We start from the raw sequence: 22,100 nt of genomic DNA, 5'->3' as shown, positions 1-22,100 counted from the left end.
CTTCTATAGCAATCCGATAGCGAAGCGGTAGCGAGTCATCGAGCGTCTTTGATTTCTGAATCACTCGTAGAAGTAAGGGACTGGGGACTGGGGACTGGGGACTGGGAAGAAGGAATAAAGGTGTACTGAGTTTTTTTCAAAAATCAAATATGAGTCCTATAGTTACTGCGGTAGGGATTAATCAGGTACAGGTTCAAAAGAGAGTGTCCTTGACGATCGCAATTTACCCCCTACTCGCGATCGCTAACTTTATTCCTGTAGAACTACTCCACAATCTAGAGTTTACGCACTTCCTCTTAGTTACAATAAGTAGTACTTTCATCTCAACTTGACCAAGTATACATATAATACAGAACGACAACTAAACCATAATTTTATACATAAAAATGCGTATTTTCACATTTATTTGGTTAGGACAATTAATTTCTCTGATTGGCGTCTCTATGACTGGGTTTGCTCTGGATATCTCGGTATTCCAGCAAACTGGCTCTGCTACCCAATTTGCTTTCCTTACCCTGACTTGTACAATACCACTCATTGTCATTTCGCCAATAGCAGGCACATTAGTCGATCGTTGGGATCGTCGCTGGATAATGATTATTAGTCATGTCTTTAAAGGACTATCTACACTAATTCTGATACTGCTAATAAGTATTGGTCAACTAGAGATTTGGCACATCTATCTCAGAAATATCATCACTTCCATCATCGGTGCTTTCCATACGCCCGCTTATAAAGCTTCCATTACCTCTTTGGTGCCTCAAGAAGATTTAGCGCGGGTGAGCGGTATGATTCAATTGGGAATGGGCATTCAGCAAATCATCTCGCCTTTACTAGCAGGTATTTTGCTGGGTATTGTTAAGCAAAGAGGCATTCTCATCATCGACTTCGCAACTTTACTAGTTGCCCTTGTTCCCCTTCTGTTAGTGCGATTCCCGGAGTTAAGCCAAGCTACTGATGCCAATGAGGACACTCCGCCTGCCTCACTTTTGCAAGAAACACTGTATGGCTGGACTTATCTAACACAGCGTCCTGGACTACTCAGCTTTGTGATTCTGTTTACGGTTTACCAATTCCTGGTTGGCTTTGTCAGTGTACTAACCTTTCCCCTAATTCTTTCTTTAACTACGCCAGCTAACTTAGGACAGATTGCATTTGCTAGCGGTCTTGGTATGTTCGTAGGGGCTATAGTGATGAGTACATGGAAGAATAGTTGGCAGAACTTGATCAGCCCTGTTCTAATCACTATGTCATTGAGTGGGGTGTGCATTGCCATTGCTGGTTTACGGCCTTCTATCATCCAAATTGCGATCGCTACTTTACTTTTCTTCCTGACTGCACCTTTCATCAATGGCTCAGTGCAAGTTATCTTGCAGACAAAAGTTGCTGAGTCGGTACAGGGAAGAGTATTTGCATTAACCGGAGCGATGTGGGGGGTCGCTGTACCGCTAGCTGCGATCGTTGCAGGCCCACTAGCTGACTATGTTTTCGAGCCACTGATGGCTTTTGATGGACTTTGGTCTCAAGTACTGGTTGGCCAAATAATTGGCTCTGGGCCTGGTCGTGGTATTGGACTATTGTTCGTAATTATCGGGTGTTTTATATTAGTAACAGCATTTATCGGCTCCCAATACCCTGCCATCCGAGACTTAGAAGTTAATAGTTAATGTGCCTGATTTTGAATCTTCAGCAAGCAAGGTGTCCCCCATGTAGAGATTAGAGAGGCAATAAAACTTGCTCCTATTCTTGAGCTTTACTTGTCGCCTGTAATAGTCGTCCTAAGACAAATGTGAATGGTGGAAGTTTAATTCGCATACCACCTTCCACAAGATGGAATACTCCACCTGATGTAGCAATCAGCATATCGACTCCGCAGAACTCCCCGTACCAATTAGGAATTTTGAAAGCCTCCTCCAATACTGGTGTGGCTCCCAGGTTCATCGCAATGAAAAGCGGCTGTTCATACTCTGCACCATGAATGAGTACACACCAGAGACCATTATTCCTAGAGCATAAGAGAGTGCGGTTTCCACTCTGAATTAGTCTGTTTTGAAACCTAATTTCGGCAAGCTGTCGAATTAGTAAAAAACTTGGGTGGTTTTTATTATATGGTTCAAAAATTTTGCGGTTAATCGGCCCAAACTCCCACACACACCCAGGGTTATCAAACATATCTTCCCGCACATAGCAATCATGACCAATGCACTCACCTGTATCCTGATGGTGATGCATCCCTAAAGCCCCAGAAAATTCTTGCTCTGTTCCTTGATAGATAGAAGGTATTTGTGGCCCTAAAATCAAGCAAGCAAGTGCAAAATATAAACGGACTCGCGCTTCATTTTGGCTTCCCAGACAACTTAAGAATTGATGGAAAATTCTACTTGTATCTTGGTTATCGAGGAACATAATATTATTCCGCCAACCAGCATGATATGCGTGTGATGGCTCTAGAAAACCACAAAAATAATCTGCCAAACCCCCTAGCCAATTACCATCAGTCAAAGAATGCTTGACAGCATAATAAGTAGGGTAGTCGATCAGATTTGAAAATTTAGCCCCATTGTAGGCAATTACTTCTTCATGGGTACTGCCAGCGTGTTCGGCTATTTGCAAAAACTGCTTTTTCCCAAGATAGGCAGCATACCTTGATATTTCTTCAACGCAAGGCTCCCAGAAATCAAGACCAACATGACGTGCTGAATCGTATCGGAAGCCATCAATATCTGTTTCTGCAATCCAGTATTTTAGATGTTGAATCAGCAATTCTCGGACATAACTTGTCTCTGTTCGCCAATCTTCCAGAAAGCCAAAGAGTCTTTGATTTACCATATCAGTGTATTCAGGCCCGTGGAAGAGTAATGTGTTACGTGCTTCTATAGGAAAAGGCATGACTGCAAAGTCATCACCTTGCACATACTTGAACTCTCCCCCTGGTGGGCCCCCATACTCTTCCCAGTTAATGCTATCTGCAATATGGTTGTTAACTACGTCTAAAATGACTGCAATATCAGCTTCATGAGCAGTTTTCACCAACTCACGCAGACACATAAGTGTACCCAGACGTGGATCAACCATCAACAGGTGGATGGGATGATAGCCATGATAGCCATCAGCAGCGTTGACATACACAGGGCTGAGGATAATGGCTCCAATTCCCAATGACTTCAAGTATGTTATCTGCTCAATTACGCCCCGAATAGTCCCACCATGACTTGTATAGGGGGAAGTCGGATCGTATTTGACTGCACTTAGACCAGTGTAGTTGCTGTCTGCACTGCGAGCAAATCGATCGATCATGATTGAGTAAAATAGACGTGCTTCCCAATTATTAGGACTAGATGTCATTGCAACCTTTGGTTTTAGTCCATATAAAGGCTGATTATCTACATAGCCCAGGAATACAGATGGAATTTCAGCCATTGAGCGGGGTGCTTCATCACAGACTAACAAAAAATGCGATTGCGTGCTTGTATGTTCATTACCAAATGTATCCACATAACCTAAACTGTAGCGATATCCTCCCCCATTACTGATAGGTGGTAGGATGAGTGAGAACATTTGGAAGCCATTTTCTATAATGCTTTCAGTTTGTGCCGTAATTCGATCTGAATCGCAATATCCTTGTCCATCATTCAATTCATACGCTATCTGACCAGAATCTGGATTTTTAGATAAGTGAACACCAAATCTGAGGGAGATTTTTTCATCACTCCTAAACACCCAAGTATATGGTGCTGTGCTAGGGTCGAGATGTACTTCACAGTATTCGTCAAAATAGCGCATATAGCATTCCTACGAATTAAAGATGGGGAGTTGGCAAACAATTTATCTCAGGTAATGGACTTCCCGATTCATAAATCAAAATTTTCTTCTAGAAATCATCCTTGCATATTACTATTATTTGTATTAAATATTACATAAAATTTCTTTATATTCAAATTATTAGCGAATATCGGTTTTTCTCTTTCCAGTTTTTCCATATTTGTAAAATACTAAATCCACTGTATCATCAGCATAAAAATTGAGAGATTTGCCTTATCACCATCTCTCAAAACATCTACTTTTGTCTCCTTTGTTTGCCAGTTAACCTTCCAGTTAAGCGAAAAGTTCCAAAAAGTCACACAAAGGATTGCTACCAATTTTGCCAAATATTCATTCACTCTAAATCGATAAAACAGCCAATTCACAATTAAAGCATTGAAAATAAGTCCAAAAAAACAAATTAGGTTGAATTTGAAAAAACGTTGCAAACGCTGGACTAATTGTTGCTGAACAGACACATCACCAAAAGTCCATACATCATTCCAGAGAAAATTATTAATGATTGCTATCTCTGTTGAAAGTATTGCACTCGGAGTTAACAACCAACCCAACAGGGTATGCAGAACATAGAATCCTCCCAAGTCTACAAATACACCACTTAAACCCACTATGGCGAAACGAATCAGCTGACTCATAAACAGCCAAGTTAAGTATAGTCGATTTGTGCGATCGTTAATCTGAAGATCGTAATTCATTCAGGTTCATACTTATCATATTTTTACTCCATCTCTAGCACTTATATAATCTCAACCACTACTGTTCAAGTTCGCTCAATTTTTTCAAATTCCCATAAACCTCCAGGTGGTAAATTAAGTATTTTAATCACTTTCAAAGAATAGGTTATATCTTGCTCCATTTGATGAAATAAACTACTACTATTTTGCATAAATAAAATATGACTATATTTCGGAGAAATCGGCACCAGAAGATTATCTGCTATTGGTAGTAGACAAATGTTTGGTAAATAATGACTTAAGGTTAGAATTCCTCCCAAATTAACAGGAGAGTCATTAATTATCAGTAAAGGCTTTTCTGATTGATTGAGAAATTGACCTGTTTCCCTAATATATTGGCCATCGGATTGCAGCCACCAATTCTCCGCTTGAAAAAATCTGGCATCAGAAACTAAACCTGCTATGAGCAATCCGACTATTAGGAATTGAGGTATTTTTGTCTGCCAATTAGATTTTTGGAAAATATTAAAAGCTAAAATATAGGCTACAATAATTTCTAGACTAAGATATAAAGGCAGTTGGTAACGAACTTGAATGGAGCGAATTCCTCCAGAAATTAGGTCATATATCACTAACAATAGGCTGGGAAAACCCCCCAAGATAAAAATCAATAGACTGGTTTTATTGATTGGAAATTTTCTGAGAAAAAATCCCAAGTAAATAATCAAGCTTAAACTGAATATTAACGCAGGAATACTATAAAATAAAGAGCCTTCAAGAGTAAAACTATTAAACGCAAATATATCTGAGGTTAAATTAATATCGAAAAATATTCGAGTTACTCGAATCAAAAAAATAGCGATTAGCTCAAAGGGATTATTTATCCACTTTACTGCCGACCCTGAAGTTAGCTCTAGTGCTGTGCTAGTGTGGGGGACGATCGCAATCAACCAAGGCAAAAGCATTAAGAAGGCAGCAATACTAACAAATATATAATTAAGTAAGGTTTTGGTGAAGTTAAACTGTTGTTGAATAACTAGATAAATACCATGAGCTATCATTACCAAAACTGTGAATAAATGGGTGTATAATCCCAAAACTAAGGTGAGGGTATACAAAACCCAATTTTCTTTTTTTTCTTGTCTAATAGCTCGCAATAAAGCAGCACTCGATAGTAAAATCTCTACCATCCACAAACTGTATTGACGTGCTTCTTGAGCAAAAAATAACTGCAAAGGAGAAACGGCAATTAATGCCATCGCTACCCATGCCACAAGTGGAGACTCAAACAACTCTAAACACAACCAATAGACGCTGGGAAATATGAACAGACTGATGAGTGCTGATAAACTCCTGATCCCAGTAGGTGAATCTCCAAATACTTGCACCCACAATCTCACCATTACGTAATATAAGGGGGGATGCTGTGGGTCTGAGGTGATTAAGTAATTCACTGTATCAGCCACACCACGATCTGGATTAATGTGCTGATATTTTTCGAAGGTGCTAATAGGAATTGTGCCTTGATGATTATAAACTTCCTGTTTTAGCTCGGCTACAGTGTGACCAGAAATTGCTACGGATGTCCAAGATTCGTCACAGCAGTATGTTTTATGTCCTAGATGGGCAAAGCGAAAGAAAATACCTAACCCAATGAGGATTATTAGTAAGATTTTTAACCAAGTCGGGGGATTTGCTTTTGCTAATAATTGCGGTTTGTCCATTTATTGCATTCTCATTACAAAGAAAGTTGTTGTGAACGCCGCTTGGAGGGTGTTTTAGTAGACTGTAAGGCATCATTTATGCTTTGGAGTCGTATTCTTTGCGCTAACAGCGCCCTATGAAATACTCATAACTCAAATAGTGCTATAATCACCATTTTTATTCGCGACCACGACCATATCAATCAAATGCATTTTTTTTAAAGTTTCATTTTGATTAACTTGGTGTTCAAGGTCTAATATTTCCGCAACACTCTCTATCGGTTTGATTGGTCTATAGAGGCGGGCTTGAATTTGCGGGTATTCGATATATGTGCCAACCTGCATGTTTTTATGAGTATAAAATTCAGAATGGTAAGCTTCCCATTGCTTGATGGTAAAGAGCGGTGTAGCAGGAAGTTGGTAAAATTCTGATTTAGATTTGAACTCATCCCCAAATATTTTTTGCAATGTGGGATTAAAGGGGTTAGTAAGGAGGGATTGCAAAAGGTCAAAAGGCATGTATCGAATCCCTAACCCTGCGGAATGTCCATTTTTACAAATTTCAAAAAATTCTTCCTGTGTAATTAGAATATGTTGATGGTTAAACTCTTTATTGTCACGAAAGTGATAGAGAATGGGAGATTTGCAAGCAAATATCACTAAATAACCATTGGGTTTTAGAAAGTTATAAAAAGCAGCAAGACTTTCTTGGATAACATCCAAAGAGATATGTTCAAAAATGTGTGAACAAACGATCAAATCGAAATTTCCATATTGCGATATTGCTTTACTTTGCATCACATCCTTGAGGAGATGGACTTTCTCATTTTTTAGTGGTAATGAATAAATTTCTTGAAGCAATCGTTCATATTCATTGGTTTGTACAAAGCCATCATTTTGTAATTTTTTTAATAGTTCTTGGTCTTGGTTAATTAGACATTTTGCTACCAATGAAGCGTGCAAAAATCTCCTGAGGTCTGGTTCGACCATAACAATCTTTTTAGCTGACCATAAACGAGGAAGTAATCTTCCTAGCCCACATCCAGCATCAAGAATAACTGCATCAGGCGCGATCAAATCCTGAATGTTATTAGTCCAAACTTCCCTATCTCTAGCTTTCCAAGCTTCATGAGCCACATCTGTAACCCATTTGTATGGGTCAATTGTATCGTAGACAGTAGCAGTAATTTTCTCCATTTAAAAGATACCTCAATGAGGCTAAAAAAAATTTGCTTATCATGTTCTAGTGACAGATATTGCAGTTGTGAAGCAGTTGAATAACTTTCTAATGTTCTCGATCCAACGTATTTATTATCTTATTCTTTACTATTATATCGTCAGTATTTAACAATTCTTCATCCATTTGTTTTAATGCAAAGTAATTGTACAAAATGACTGAGATAATTAAAACAAGTAGCCCTTCAAGAACCATTAAAAAACCGATTCCACGCCCTGAACCAGTTTCAATCAACCGCCCAACAGTACTAGCAAGTACCCCATCAGTAGATAGCATGGGTTCCAAAAAACCATCAGTTAGAGGGCTGGCGCTAAGATTACCAAAAGCCCCAGCCAAGCCTGCCAAAGTGTAGAACAATGAAAGAACACGTCCCTGAATATTTGGGGGGATGCTAGTTTGCAAAATTGTACTATTAATACCTAGAATAATCGGCAAGGTAAAAAATGAAATAAAAATGCCTAAGGCTATGGTAGGAATAAAGGGTTTAATACCAGTGATTATTAAACCTATTCCATTTAATGCCGAAAATAGAAACAGAGGAGAGAGCGATTTTTTCCCTCCTCCCCAGATACTCATAAGGATGCTACCAGCAACCATTCCACCACCGGCAATTGACATTACACTCCCAAACGTCGTAGCCGAGGAAAAGGATAATATCAAGGGATTAATCAAGACAGAAGTCATGCCATTCACAAAAAAATAAATTGTCATGAATGACAGTAGAATCAGCAAGAAAAAGCGAGAGTAAATGTTTTCCCAGCCATAAACAATATCATTGATGATGGTAGACATTCCTATAGTTGGCACAATACTCGATTCTGGCTGAGGAATATTAATAAATATTAGGGTTAATAATCCAATTAAATAGGTAGACAAATCAATCAGCAGCAAGCCCTGAAGTTGTACATTGGCGATGAGTATAGCCGCTAGGATTGGTGCAACCAGTTGTCCTAATGCTGTACTGAACTGAATCAAGCCATTAGCCCTCCCCATCTGATTGCTAGGAACCATCAATGGTAAAGCAGCTCCCTTCGCAGTCATTTGAAAAGAACCGCAGACTGAAGTAAAAAATGCAGAAACATAAGTATGCCAGAGTTGTAGATTGCCAGTTAGTAGCAGTACAGCAAGTGTGAGTGTAATTGAAGCCGCAGCTATTTCACTAAAAATAATTGTCCATTTTCGATTCCACCTATCTATTAATGCACCAGCAAAGGGAGTGATTAATACACCTGGCAAGGTTGTAAAAAATATAACTAAGCTTAATTGTGTAACAGCATGAGTGTTCTGATAAACCCAGATACCTAAGCCAAATCCTGTCAAGCGATTTCCGATTTCAGACAGAGACTGCCCCAGCCAGAAGAGAGTAAAATTACGCAATTCACGAATTAGTTCAATTAGTTTAATTACATACATATTTTATAAGTTAATTGTATATTTTGTGATTCGTACAAATTTATGAGGTAAATAACAAATGTCCAGAGATGAAAAAAATCACAGATTATACTATTCTAATATAGAATCATCGGCTGAAAGCTCTTTTTAAAAGAGTGGGTATCTGTGCTGCCAATCTCCGCCCAGGAGGGGTTAAAAATTGACTAATAGGTGGTTTCGCCCAGAAATTTACAGAAATGTTTAGCTCGTGATTTGAATTTGCTAGGGAGTATACTTGATGCCACCAAAAAGCAGGAATAAATAAAATTTCCCCTAGTTCGACAATACACTCAAAATATTTGGCTTTTTGGAAATTGGGAAATTTCTCCCAATCTGGTTTTTCAATATTTATTTGGCTCATGTGGGGGATTTTTGAACTAGCAGGAAAAGGATATAATGAAGATGTTTGTTGGGGGTCAAACAACAGGAAACGCTTGCGATCGCTAACTTGAGTAAATAAGTTATCCATTGCATCATAATGCAATGGGGATGTGTTACCGCCAGATCCAATCCAAATAGTTGGATCGACAAATAACTTTTTATCAAAATATTCTGGGAACTTAATATCTTGCAGTATTGCGGGAAATTCTGTGGGAATTGACTGTTGTTGCAGATAGTAATATTTCTCAAATTTATTTTTTGAAACCAGGATGTTGATGAAGTCGCTAAATTGCATTTTCTGTCTCAAATTAGCAAATCCATTTTCCAAATTTCCTGTAAAAATCCTACTTTGAGAAACACTTATATCAACCTGTTTATCACTGAATAAGGTAGTTAGATAATTAGCAGTCCATAAAGAGAGAGCATTCCAATCATTAATAGCTCCAGTAATGATAACGGGTCTTCTACGAGAGAGAAAATTCCTTTGGAATTCCTCTTTTGTCGGTTGTTCAACTCGTTCAATGTGGCTCACTGCGATTAAATCATGTTTGCTCATCAAAAAATTCCTATTTGTAGATTTTTCCTGGAATTAGGCAGACTGGGTAAATAAGATGAAAGTTGCTGTTATCTCTGATTTAACATAAATTTATCAGACCAAGCAGCAACCATTTCTGAAAATATCAATTCCAATGGCTTAGTTATAGACCAATTAGGATAATGCTTTTTGATTTTTTGTAAGTCACTATAGTAACATATGTGATCCCCTTCTCGATTTTTTCGTATATAGACAAAAATCATTTTTTTGTTAGTCAATGAAGCGACGATATCGAAAGCTTCTAATATCGAACAGGTATTATTTTTTCCGCCCCCTAAGTTATAAACTTCACCGCTACGCGGTGCTTTAATAAATTCTTCAATCAAGCGGGCTACATCATAAGAATGAATATTGTCCCGGACTTGCTTACCTTTGTAACCAAATACCTGATAAGTGCGACCTTCTAAATTACATTTCACTAAATAGCTGAGGAAGCCGTGCAATTCCACAGCAGAATGATTAGGACCAGTCAAACATCCGCCGCGCAAACAGCAAGTTTTTAGCCCAAAATAGCGCCCATATTCTTGTACCATAATATCAGCGGCAACTTTAGAAGCACCAAAAAGAGAGTGTTTTGATTGGTCGATGCGAAACGATTCCGGGATACCATGCTCATAGGCAGAATCAGCATAATCCCAACGGGTTGCTAACTCTACCATTGGGATTTCATTGGGCGCATCCCCATATACTTTATTGGTAGACATATGCACAAAAGGCGCATCTGGGACAAATTGACGAGTTGCTTCTAAAAGATTCAGTGTTCCTACAGCATTGGTCTCAAAATCATCAAAGGGAATTGACGCCGCTAAATCGTGGCTGGGTTGGGCTGCTGTATGAACGATCGCATCTGGTCGGAGACTATCAATTAAGTCTAAAATAGCAGTGCGATCGCGAATATCTATCTCGTGATGGACAAAGCCTTTAAGTTCAGATGCTAAACGTTTTTGATTCCAACGAGTATCTCCTTGAGGGCCAAAGAAAATAGCTCTTTGGTTATTATCAATGCCGTGAATTGCCCAACCTTGATGGGCAAAATATAGACAAACTTCAGAGCCAATTAATCCCGATGAACCAGTTACAAGTAATTTCTTCATTTGGGGGAATGGGGAATTTAAAATTTGAAAAATAATCCATTACTATGTTCTGTACATTCTGATGTTTAATGTATTTTTCGCTTTGTTTCTAGAAGTTTAGCTTTTTCTTCTGGCGTCATTTTTTTGAGGCGTAAAAACGCTTTTGCTATTTTTTCAGTGCGTCCTACTTGAGGTTCTCGCACCAATAAAAGTTGTGCCATTTTTTCGATTATTCGCGTATCAAAAAGTTCCCGCAATTCTAAATCAATCAAGAATACTTTTCTAATGCGAGCATGAACTTGGGCAGCTAATAAAGAATGTCCGCCCAGTCGGAAAAAGTCATCCATAATTCCCACTCTCTCAACTTGCAGAATTTCTTGCCAAATGTAGATTAATGCTTCTTCGATCGCATTTCTCGGCGCTGTATAATCAACTTGACGATCGGACTGATTTGGTAACGGTAGAGCAAGGCGATCGACTTTATTATTAGGTGTTAGAGGCATAGCATCTAAAAACACCCAAGAGTCAGGCAGCATATAATCGGGTAGTTTTGCCAACATATATGATTGCAAAGTTTCAATAGTGGGTTTTTCAGCCTCAGATTTGACAACTAGATATGCAACAAGCTTTTTACCTGCTACAGTATCGTCAATAGCTTGGACAATAGCTTGTGTGATCGCAGGATGAGTTTCTAAAACTGTTTCAATTTCCCCTAGTTCGATGCGGAAACCACGGATTTTAACTTGATAATCGATGCGTCCCAAAAATTCAATTTCACCATTGGGTAGCCAACGCGCCAAATCACCAGTCCGATATAATCGCTCACCAGGATTTGTGGCTAAGGGATTGGGAACAAATCTTTGGGCTGTCAAATCTGGTCTTTGGCGATAACCCCGTGCTAATCCTACTCCCCCAATCAACAACTCACCTATAATCCCTTCTGGAACGGGATTACCAGCATTATCCCAAATATAAATTGATGTGTTAGCAATTCCCCTACCTATGGAATGTGCATCCTGTTGTAGCTTAATTTCTTTGATGGTAGACCAAATTGTGGTTTCCGTTGGCCCGTAAACATTCCACAGATTCACTTGAAAGTTGAGAAGAGAGGCGGCTAAATCAACTGGCAAAGCTTCTCCACCGCAGAGAATGCGAAAACCATCATTTGATTGCCAACCAGCAGCCAAGAGCAATCTCCAGGTAGTTGGAGTGGCTTGCATTACCGTGGCTTGGGATGTTTGCATTAGTTGAGCTAACTTAAATCCATCTCTGGTAGTTTCTTTGTCAGCTAGGACTAATTTTGCACCGCTAATTAATGGTAAGAAAAGTTCTAGTCCAGCAATATCAAAAGACACTGTAGTTACTGCAACCAGGGTATCAGCAGCAGTCAGTCGTAGTTTTTCTTGGAAACTGAGGAGGAAATTTACCAGAGATTCATGCTGAATTTGTACTCCCTTGGGTCGTCCAGTAGAACCGGATGTATAGATCACATAAGCTAAATGGTTGTTACCAGCAATCGCAGGTGCTGCGGTTGCTGGTTGGGTCGAAACCGAATCTAGCAACAGAACTTTTGCGGATGATGCTGGAAGCGCTGGCACAATTCGATCTTCGGTGATCATTACAGCCGCCGCGCTGTCTGCAAGCATCCACTCCAGGCGATCGCGCGGGAAGGTAGGATCTAGTGGGACATAGGCCGCACCTGCTTTCATGATTCCTAACAGTGCAATCGGCAAACCTGCATGACGTTCTAAACAAACCGCCACTAAGGTTTCTGGCGTTACACCAAGTTGTAGTAGTGCGCGAGCAACTTGGTTAGATTTGCGTTCTAAGTCTGCGTAGGTTAGGGAGGGGAAAACAGCGATCGCTTCGGGAGTTTGAGCGGCTTGCTGACTGAATAATTCATGTATTGGAGTATTGGAGTAATGGGTAATGGGTAATGGGTAATTTATCTTACCTAATTCAGCTTTGGATAACAAACCAATTTCACCAATGAATTGCGGTTTTTCGGTAACAAAACTGGTCAATATTTGGGTTAGATGATGTAAGATATCTCCTCGTGTTTTTGCACTCCCAATCTGCTGCCCAAAAGCGATTTTTAACGTTAAATCATCTCCTGGCAAGGCATATAGACTGATGGGGTAATGATTTTTCTCCAAAGATTCAACAGAATAGATCGCCAGTTCTCCTGGATTTTGACGCAGACTTTCTTCCACTGGGTAATTTTCGTAAACCACAATGGATTCAAACAACGGTTCTCCTCTGGGAATGTCACTCCATCCTTGAATATCTACTAAACGAGTGAAGGAATATTGATTAATTGCCGAGATGCGATCGCGCAGTTCTATTAACCACGGTTTCAATGGTGTAGCTGCATCTAATTTCAGACGCAAGGGCAAGGTGTTAATAAATAGACCCACCATCTCTGCAAAACCTGATAATTCGGTAGTACGTCCCGATACGGTGACACCAAAAACTACATCTTCAGAACCACTATATCGGCTCAACAGAATGCCCCAAGCAGCTTGCACTAAAGTATTTAATGTTACTTGATTATTTTGAGCAAATATTTTGAGTTGGGTGTAAATTTCTTTGGGGATAGTAGTTTGTAAAGTTTGGTAATTTTCAGAATAGTGTTTTTTAATACCAAAAGTAGTTGCTTCCCGGAAACCGTTTAATTGTTTGCGCCAGAAAGATTCTGCCAAACCAGATTCTTGTTTGTGCAACCAAGCAATAAAGTCTCGGTAGATGGGTGGTTGTGGTAAATTTGGACGTTCTGTTTTAGCTTGGTAAAATGCGATCGCATCTCGGAAAACTAGCGGTAATGACCAACCATCCAAAAGTAAATGATGGTGAGTCCAGAGAAATTGCCATTTCTGTTCTTGGGTTCTCACTAACGTCATCCGCATCAGTGGGGCCCTTTCTGTTGAAAAACTTTGGTGGCGGTCTGTTGTTAACAGAATTGACCATTTCATTGCTACTTCATTAATATCGCATCCGCGCCAATCTTCGTAGACAAAGGGCAAATTGACTTGGCGGTGAATGCGTTGCAACGGTCGGGGTAAATCTTGCCATATAAAGGAAGCGCGTAAACTAGGATGGCGGTTAATACAAGATTCCCAAGCCTTTTTAAAAGTTTCTACGTCTAGAAAACCCTCAATTTCACCACTTACCTGTTGTAGATAAATATCTTTTTCTGATTCATAATTTGCATGGAAAAGTATTCCTTCCTGAACAGGGGATAGAGGATAAATATCTTCTACATCAGTAGTTCGCGCCAAAGCAATAACTAATTGTTCTGAATTAAGGTTAGCGAGGGGAAAATCAGTAGATGTTAAACTATATTCTTGCTGGCGGCTAGTTGCTAACAAAGTCTGTAAATGTTTAGAAAAACTATCTGCTAAACGGCGAATCGTTTCTTCTCGGTGCAAAGCTTTGCTAAAACCAAACCGTATTTGGAGTTTGCCGTTAGCAATTAAACTAGTAATTTCTAGTTGAAAAGCCCGCCTATTTTTTGGGTGTCGGGATAGTCCGACATCTTCGGTGGCTGGGGTAAAGGGTGCTGCTTGGGAAAGATTTTCATCAAATTGCCCCAAGTAGTTAAAGAGGATGCCTTGGGGAATTGGCGGTAAGATAGACGCGAATTCTGATTTTTGAGAAAGGATACCATAAGCAAAGCCATTATTTGGCAAGTTCCGCAACTGTTCTTTAACGCCTTTTAAATTGCTCTTTTGAGTTTTCTCTAGTTTGCAAGGGAAAAGAGATGTAAACCATCCCACAGCATCAGAGACATCAATGGCAGTAAAATCGCTTTCTCGTCCGTGACTTTCTAGGGCAATTAATATTTTTGATTCACCTGTCCATTCTGTTACCACTTCTAAAATAACTGCTAGCAAAACTTCCTGAATCCTAACTTTGTGAGTGCGCGGTAGTTCATACAGCAAACTATCAGTTTCATATTCGCTGAAATTGCATTCTATTTGAGTAGCAGAAATTTCTGTATTTTCTGCTATGCCATCAGGAAAATCAAGGGGTAATTCTGAATTAGAAACTTGTTGGGTTTTCCAGAAAGCTACTTCTTCTTGCCAATCAGAATTTTCAGTTAGGGTATGTAGATGTTGAGTCCACTGTGGGAAACCGACACTATGAGCAGATAAGGAAATTTCCTGTTCCTTTTGTAAAGCATCACAAGCGATCGCTAAATCTTGCAAAATGACGCGCCACGAAATACCATCAACTATAAGGTGATGGATAATTAGCAGTAATTTATCGGATTTATTCTCATCATTATGGAAGTAGATGGCGCGAAATAGAGGCCCAGTGGCTAAATTAAGTTGTGCTTGAAATTGACTGGCAATTTTTTGTAATTCTGTTTGAGAAATAGCAGTTTGGTTTACAATATCAAAATTTAAAACATGACTATCATCATCTAACCATTGTATCCATCCAGCTTCGGTTTGGCGGAATCGCAGGCGAAAAGCTGGATGACTTGCGGCAATATGACTTAAAACTGTTTGAAAATGTGACGCATTAAATCCCGGTTTGATATCCAATAAAGCCGTCTGATTCCAGTATTCAGGGTGTTCTAAAGATTGCTGGAAAAACCATTGCTGAATAGGAGTTAGCGCTACTTCACTACCTACAGGAATTGATAAAGCATTGGGTAATTTTGCTGTTGTTTTAATATGAGGTGTAAGTGCTGCAACTTGGGGATTTTTAAACAAATCTTGTGGCGTGAAATAAAGTCCAGCATCCCGTGCTTTAGCAATAATTTGCAGGGCAAGAATCGAATCTCCTCCCAGTTCAAAGAAGTCATCTTTAATTCCCACACGGGATACTTGTAGTACTTGCTGCCAAAGTTTAGTTAAAATCTCTTCAGTTTTGGTTTGTGGGGCGATATATTCCTCACGGGCTATGATATTCTCTTCATCAGGAGCGGGTAAAGCGTTAAGGTTAATTTTCCCATTAGGCAGTAACGGCCAAGCATCGAGACTGACAAACACCGAAGGAATCATATAATCAGGGAGCAGGGCAGATAATTGCGATCGCAAAACTGTTTGCCAGGATGTCGGTGGTGTTTTCAGTTCCAGATAAGCAACTAGTCGATTGGGTTTACCAGGAGTAGCAATAGCTTTGGTGACAGCCCGAACTACCCAAGCTTGTTTTTCTAAAGCTGCCACAATCTCGCCAGTTTCGATGCGGAAACCTCGAATTTTGACTTGTCGATCTGCACGTCCTAGAAACTCAATCCTACCATCAGGTAAATACCGGGCGCGATCGCCTGTGCGATACATCCGACTGCCTGCATTTTCAACAAAAGGATCGGGTAAAAAGCTTGCAGCGGTCATGCTTGGGGAATTCCAGTAACCACGAGCTAATTGGGAGCCAGCCACAAATAATTCACCCGGTGTACCAATAGGCACAGGTTGCAGATGAGAATTTAGGATATATAAACGAGTGTTGCTGACTGGTTTGCCGATGGGAATAACTTCGGTAATTTCCTTTTCTCCACAACAATGAAAAGCAACATCAATAGTTGTTTCCGCCGGGCCATAAAGATTCACCAATTTAGATGCAACATCTCTAAACTCATCCCACACCCGTCTTTTCAGCGCTTCACCACCGCTAAAAACTAAACGCATACATGAACATTCAGAAAATCCCGGTTCACTAAGGAGTATTTCTAAAAGACTCGGTACCAATTGCAGCAAAGTCACATTTTCTTGCTGAATAGTTTTGACTAGATACGCCGGATTTTGATGACCTCCCGGCTTCGCCATCACGAGTTTAGCTCCCACCATCAAAGGTGTCCAGAATTCCCATACCGAAGCATCAAAGCTAAATGGTGTCTTTTGCAAGACTACATCCTCACAATTCACCCCAAAAGTCTCTAAAAACCAAGCTTGATGCTGGGCTAAAGCCCGATGGGAAATCGCAATACCTTTCGGTCGTCCAGTAGAACCAGATGTAAATATGATATAGGCGATATTGTCAGCCAAAACCTGAATTTGTAAATCTTCAACAGATTTAACTGCAATTTCTTCCCTATAAATATCAACACAGATAACTTGACAAAAATCATCCAAAAAATTTGTTTTACTCTCGTTACTCTGCGGTTCGTTTTTCCCATTCCACATTTCTAAATCAGAACGAGACAGCAGCAAACTAACATGAGCATCCTCCAACATCGACTGAATACGCACAGCCGGATAATGAGGATCAATTGGCACATAGCAACCACCTGCCTTCAGAACCGCCAACATAGCGCAAACCATGTCTAAAGAACGTTCCAAATAAATACCCACAGGCTGTTCTACACTAATACCAAACTCACCCAAAAATCGCGCCAACTGATTGGCTTTTTGATTCAATTGGGCATAAGTCCAACTTTCTCCCTCACAAATAACAGCGATAGAATCAGGATTTTTTGCTGCTTGTTGGGCGAAATTTTCATGTATTGGGGATTGAAAATTGGGGATTGGCAATTGGGAATTTTGAATTGAACTATCTATGCCTAATTCACGATGAGCCTGTGGATTTACAATTAGCGACTCTAAACTTCTTTGGTAATAGTTAACAATATTCTTGATTTGCTCATCATCAAATTGTTGACGATCGTAGGTGATATTAAATGAAAGAAGTCCTGCACCTACTTCCTCACTCCAACTGACAGCAAAAGGAATATTTGTTTCATCTAAAGATTCCGCCTGGATTAATTCTACTTCTCGCCAATTGAGCAGTCCTTGATAAACGTGGAAATGAACAAAATTAAAAGATGTTTCATATAAAGGTTGATTCCCATTTAACCTTTGCAATTCTGCCAAAGGAAACCGACGATTTGCCATTAACTCTTGTTCAGCCCACCAAGTTTCTGCAATTAAATCAACCCAAGAACCCCTCGGTAAAGACAAGCGTAATGGCAATGTATTTAAGAATAGTCCTAAAACGCGATCGCTATCAGCTTCTGTCGGTCTACCACTGCTCACCAATCCAGTAACCACTTCTGTGTCGCCAGAGCAAAAACCAATAATTTGGAGATGAACTGCTAGTAATAACGTTTTTAGAGGAACACCCAATTGCTTAGATAAATCTTTTAAGTTGTGGGAAATTGTTTCTGATAAAGTGAGATCAAATTTTCCCATTTTTGTTTCTAGGGGAAGCACACCCGGCCACCTTGGTAGTCTAGTGAAGGGAATTTCCGCCAGTTTATTTTGCCAAAACTCTCGCTGATTATTATCAACCAAAGCTTGTTTTTCTAAGGTAATAAACCTAGAGTATTTCAAAGCTGGTGGAGTTGGTGGCGCAGGTACACCCCGATCGAGTAGATATAGGTATAAGCCTGTTAATTCTGATAAAAAGTTAGCTAAACTCCATCCATCCATGATGGCATGATGCAAAGTAAAAGATGCTTGCATCACATTATCATCGAGTAGGTGAATATGAAAACGCATTAATGGCGCACTCTTGTACTCGAAGCGATTCTCCCGTTCTTTGGCAATAAATGTTTTTACATAATCATCTTGTGCTGAGGGCGATAAATTAGTTAAATCCTCAAAAACAACTTTAGCAGTTACTTCTTTAACAACTGCCTGAATCGGTTGACTAAATTCAGCTAAATAAAATGCCGTCCGTAATATCTGATGTCTGGCAAACATTTGGGTATAAGCTGCTTCCCAAACTTTGAGATCAAAAGGTATACGAATTCGGAAGCTGAAAACATCATGGTAAGTTGTAGAACTTTGTGAATATTCACCATGAAAGAGCATTCCTGCTTGCAGTTGTGCCAGAGGATAGGCATCTTCAGCCCAATTTTGGAACTTTTCTTTATCTGCAAGTGAAATTAAGGCGAAGGGTTCTTCATCAATCTTATCGCTGTCTACTACTTCTGATTCTACCAACAATGTGGCTAAATCTAACAGCACAGGATGGGCAAAAATTTGCTCTAATTTTAAGTTCAATCCTTGAGTTTGTGCGAGCGAAACAACGCGAATACTGCGGATAGAATCGCCACCCAAAACAAAATAATTATCAAATCTTCCAATGCGATTTATACCTAAAACTTGTTGCCAGATGTCAGCTAAAATTTCCTCGATGGGTGTAGCGGGAGGAACAAAGGTAACTTCAAGATTTTCCCGTTTAATTTCTGGTGCGGGTAGCGCTTTGCGATCAATTTTACCATTAGCTGTCAGTGGTAATCGCTCCAGATAAACAATCTGCGACGGTATCATATAATCTGGCAAATTCTGCTGCAAATAATTTCGCAGTGTTTCGATGGTTGGTTGCTTTCCAGGAGTACAAACTACATAAGCAATTAAGCGTTGTTGATTGCTTTGGGCTTCAGAATGAACTAAAACAATAGTTTCCTGCACCTCAGGGAACTGGGAAATAACGGCTTCAATTTCGCCAATTTCAATGCGGAAGCCGCGAATTTTCACTTGATAATCTATGCGTCCTAGATATTCCAAATCGCCGTTAGGGAGAAAACGTCCTAAATCACCAGTGCGATACAAACGTGATAGTGAATCTACTGAAAAAGCATCTTCTACAAAGCGTTCTGCGGTGAGTTCTGGTCGGTTAAGATAACCACGCGCCACTCCAGCACCCCCAACATAAATTTCACCAATCACTCCAGTTGGTAGGAGATTACCATCAGAATCCAGGATATGGAGACGTAAATCGGGGATTGGTTGACCAATTAAGCTACCAGATGAGTCGTCTATATCTTTTTTGCTAATAACTCTATAGGTGACGTGGACTGTTGTCTCTGTAATTCCGTACATATTCACCAAGCGCGTCTGATTTTCTTCATGACGTTCAAACCAGGGACGCAAACTTGGTAAATTCAGGGCTTCGCCGCCAAAAATGATGTACCGTAGGGGAGAGACAATCTCTCTCACACTTGATTCTGCTGCTAGTAATTGAACAAAAGCAGAGGGAGTTTGATTCAAGACAGTAACTTGCTCATTGTGAAGCAGCTGAAGGAAGCTTTGGGGGTTACGGCTGACACAATAAGGAACGATTACCAGTCGCCCGCCATAAAGCAAAGCTCCCCAAATCTCCCAAACGGAAAAATCGAAGGCGAAGGAATGGAAGAATGTCCAAACATCCTGCTCGTTGAATTCAAACCATTGCTGGGTGTTGCGGAATAGTCGGGTAACATTGTGCTGGGTGACTAATACACCTTTGGGTTTCCCTGTCGAACCAGATGTGTAGATAATGTAAGCCCCTGAGTTAGGGTCAAGAGTATCTCTTGTCAAAAGTTCATTGCTTTCAGTTAAATAGGGCGCATCTTCCTCATCCAGACAAATTTTAAGTGTGGATTCTGGAAGTTGGGGACTGATGGTAGTTGTGGTGAGAATTAATTCCGCTTCACAGTCAGAAATGGTAAACTCGATGCGATCGCGAGGATAAGCCGGATCGAGAGGAACATAAACACCCCCTGCCTTAACTACACTCAACATAGCTATAATCAGTTCTGGAGAGCGCTCCAGACAAATCACCACGCGTTTATCTGCACCAATACCTTGCTTTTGGAGATATTGAGCAAGATGCTGAGAACGGCGGTCTAGTTCTTTATATGTAAAGCTTTCATTCTCAAATGTTAGAGCAATGCGGTCTGGATATTTGTTTACAGTTTCTGCAAACATTTCCCTGATGGTAATTGGTGATTCGTAATTGGTAATTAGCCTGTTCTCAATTACCGATTCCTTATGACCAATTAGCGATAAAGACTGCAAAGGTGCTTGAGCATTATTTGCCATGTTAAACAGTAGATGGCAGAATTGCTCTAGCAATAATTCCATAGCCACCGCATCAAAGCAACTCGCATTGTAACTTAATTTGAGTGAGAGTCCATCCCCCGGAACAACCACTAAAGTCAAGGGATAATGGGTAGTTTCAAAGAAAGACGACTCAGGAACATTCAACCCAAAATCTGCTGTTTTTAGGGATTTATCAATCGGAAAATTTTCAAAAGCCAGCAAAGTTTTAAACAGTGGTTGTCCTCGTGGAACATCACTCCATCCTTGGATATCTGATAGACTCGAATGTTCAAAGTGACGCATTAAGGCTGTGCGTGCTTGCAGGTTTTGCAACCAAGAATCAAGGGTTTGTTCTCCAGATATTAAGACGCGAAATGGCAAAGTATTAATAAAAGGGCCAATCATCCCTTCTACTTCTGGAAGTTCTGGGGGGCGTCCCGCTACTGTAATTCCGTAAACTATGTCTGTGTTGCGGGTATAACGGTTAAGTAATATCGCCCAAGCTCCCTGAATCACGGTGTTGAGGGTGACGCTACAATTACGGGCTAATTTCTGCAACAAAGCAGTATTTTCGGGCGATAATTGGTGTTTTATTTCTCCAGTTTCAAAAGCCCTACCTAGCTTTGCTTTGGACAAGATTAATAAGGGAGTAGCACTTTCAAAGCCACTCATATATTCACGCCAAAAGGATTCACCTTCTTGGGGGTTCTTCTGTTTTAACCAAGCAATAAAATCACCGTAAGGGCGCACATTTGGCAGGGAAATTTCTACATTTTCTTTAGCTGCTTTGTGCAACATCAAGAATTCACGTAGTAGTATCGGCCAAGACCAACCATCCAAAATTAGATGGTGGTGACTCCACACTAAATCCCAGCAGTCTTCGCCTAGGCGAATTAAGGTTACTCGCATCAAAGGTGGACGATTAAAAATAAATCCCTGTCGTCTATCTGATTCGAGAAATTCTCTCAGGCGGCTTTTTTGTGCGGAGTTACTTAAACCACGCCAATCTTCTTCTGCTATCTTAAATACGAGATTGCGGAATACAACTTGTACGGGTTCAGTTTGCCCTTTGGTGATAATGGCAGTCCGTAAAATTGGATGGCGGTCAACTAAAGTTTGCCATGCTTGACGGACTGCAATTACAGAAATATTTCCTTCTAAACGGCAATGGAATTGCTCAAAGTAAATGCCAGATTCTGGTTCATATAAGGAATGAAATAATAATCCTTTTTGTAAGGGTGTGAGGGGAAAAATATCTTCGATTTTATCTTTTAGGCTCATATAATAATCCTGTTTAAATGTAGATGCAGTTCAGTTATGGCTTATTTTTTTGTCTGTCAAAGTCAATTTTTAAAACCTAGACACGGAGTGGCTTTCCGCAGGCTACCGCAAAGGAAGAAAAGGAAAGAATGCTTAACTCAACTAG

The 22,100-nt window shown here is 40.0% G+C and carries 10 protein-coding genes; 2 read left to right on the top strand and 8 right to left on the bottom strand.

The window, feature by feature from the left end; all coding sequences use genetic code 11:
* Positions 1 to 149: 149 nt before the first annotated feature.
* Both V7K97_RS06340 and V7K97_RS06335 read left to right on the top strand, forming a co-directional pair.
* The gene (locus V7K97_RS06340; protein ID WP_334799925.1) at positions 150 to 332 is read left to right on the top strand and encodes a hypothetical protein; all 183 of its coding nucleotides are present in this window, start codon (positions 150 to 152) and stop codon (positions 330 to 332) included.
* A gap of 54 nt (positions 333 to 386) precedes the next feature.
* Positions 387 to 1,667 (top strand): MFS transporter, encoded by a 1,281-nt coding sequence (locus V7K97_RS06335; protein ID WP_334706514.1) that lies wholly within the window; start codon positions 387 to 389, stop codon positions 1,665 to 1,667.
* 73 nt (positions 1,668 to 1,740) lie between these two features.
* Here the strand turns inward: V7K97_RS06335 and V7K97_RS06330 are convergent, their stop codons facing one another.
* From V7K97_RS06330 to V7K97_RS06295, 8 genes are all read right to left on the bottom strand, one after another.
* A complete protein-coding gene (locus V7K97_RS06330; RefSeq protein WP_334799924.1) occupies positions 1,741 to 3,783 on the bottom strand; it encodes an alpha-amylase family glycosyl hydrolase in 2,043 nt (680 codons plus the stop codon).
* A gap of 209 nt (positions 3,784 to 3,992) precedes the next feature.
* Positions 3,993 to 4,517: a GtrA family protein gene (locus V7K97_RS06325; protein ID WP_334799923.1), complete on the bottom strand. Its 525-nt coding sequence runs from the start codon at positions 4,515 to 4,517 to the stop codon at positions 3,993 to 3,995.
* 65 nt (positions 4,518 to 4,582) lie between these two features.
* Positions 4,583 to 6,220 carry a glycosyltransferase family 39 protein gene (locus V7K97_RS06320; RefSeq protein ID WP_334799921.1) on the bottom strand — a complete coding sequence of 546 codons (1,638 nt, stop codon included), beginning with the start codon at positions 6,218 to 6,220 and terminating at the stop codon, positions 4,583 to 4,585.
* Between the two features lie 132 nt (positions 6,221 to 6,352).
* Positions 6,353 to 7,396 carry a class I SAM-dependent methyltransferase gene (locus V7K97_RS06315; RefSeq protein ID WP_334799919.1) on the bottom strand — a complete coding sequence of 348 codons (1,044 nt, stop codon included), beginning with the start codon at positions 7,394 to 7,396 and terminating at the stop codon, positions 6,353 to 6,355.
* Positions 7,397 to 7,484: 88 nt separating this feature from the next.
* Entirely contained in the window at positions 7,485 to 8,849 is a 1,365-nt protein-coding gene (locus tag V7K97_RS06310) for an MFS transporter (RefSeq protein WP_334799917.1), read from the bottom strand.
* A gap of 106 nt (positions 8,850 to 8,955) precedes the next feature.
* Complete coding sequence (locus V7K97_RS06305; protein ID WP_334799915.1) at positions 8,956 to 9,804, bottom strand: cupin-like domain-containing protein; 849 nt, start codon at positions 9,802 to 9,804, stop codon at positions 8,956 to 8,958.
* Between the two features lie 68 nt (positions 9,805 to 9,872).
* On the bottom strand, positions 9,873 to 10,937 hold the full coding sequence (locus V7K97_RS06300) for an NAD-dependent epimerase/dehydratase family protein (protein ID WP_334706521.1): 1,065 nt from the start codon (positions 10,935 to 10,937) through the stop codon (positions 9,873 to 9,875).
* A 65-nt stretch (positions 10,938 to 11,002) separates the two neighbouring features.
* Positions 11,003 to 21,955, bottom strand: a complete 10,953-nt coding sequence (locus V7K97_RS06295; protein ID WP_334799913.1) for an amino acid adenylation domain-containing protein — start codon at positions 21,953 to 21,955, stop codon at positions 11,003 to 11,005.
* Positions 21,956 to 22,100 lie beyond the last annotated feature (145 nt).

The sequence above is a fragment of the Nostoc sp. genome, assembly GCF_036917815.1.
Classification (GTDB): domain Bacteria; phylum Cyanobacteriota; class Cyanobacteriia; order Cyanobacteriales; family Nostocaceae; genus Nostoc.
The sequence above is the reverse complement of the archived record's forward strand: the minus strand, read 5'-3'. Positions and strand labels throughout refer to the sequence as shown.

Bases quoted from the DNA above. Each gene is read 5' to 3' on its own strand.
- V7K97_RS06340 (WP_334799925.1), top strand. From the start codon at position 150: ATGAGTCCTATAGTTACTGCGGTAGGGATTAATCAGGTACAGGTTCAA.
- V7K97_RS06300 (WP_334706521.1), bottom strand. From the start codon at position 10,937: ATGAAGAAATTACTTGTAACTGGTTCATCGGGATTAATTGGCTCTGAA.
- V7K97_RS06320 (WP_334799921.1), bottom strand. From the start codon at position 6,220: ATGGACAAACCGCAATTATTAGCAAAAGCAAATCCCCCGACTTGGTTA.
- V7K97_RS06310 (WP_334799917.1), bottom strand. From the start codon at position 8,849: ATGTATGTAATTAAACTAATTGAACTAATTCGTGAATTGCGTAATTTT.
- V7K97_RS06335 (WP_334706514.1), top strand. From the start codon at position 387: ATGCGTATTTTCACATTTATTTGGTTAGGACAATTAATTTCTCTGATT.
- V7K97_RS06305 (WP_334799915.1), bottom strand. From the start codon at position 9,804: ATGAGCAAACATGATTTAATCGCAGTGAGCCACATTGAACGAGTTGAA.
- V7K97_RS06315 (WP_334799919.1), bottom strand. From the start codon at position 7,396: ATGGAGAAAATTACTGCTACTGTCTACGATACAATTGACCCATACAAA.
- V7K97_RS06295 (WP_334799913.1), bottom strand. From the start codon at position 21,955: ATGAGCCTAAAAGATAAAATCGAAGATATTTTTCCCCTCACACCCTTA.
- V7K97_RS06325 (WP_334799923.1), bottom strand. From the start codon at position 4,517: ATGAATTACGATCTTCAGATTAACGATCGCACAAATCGACTATACTTA.
- V7K97_RS06330 (WP_334799924.1), bottom strand. From the start codon at position 3,783: ATGCGCTATTTTGACGAATACTGTGAAGTACATCTCGACCCTAGCACA.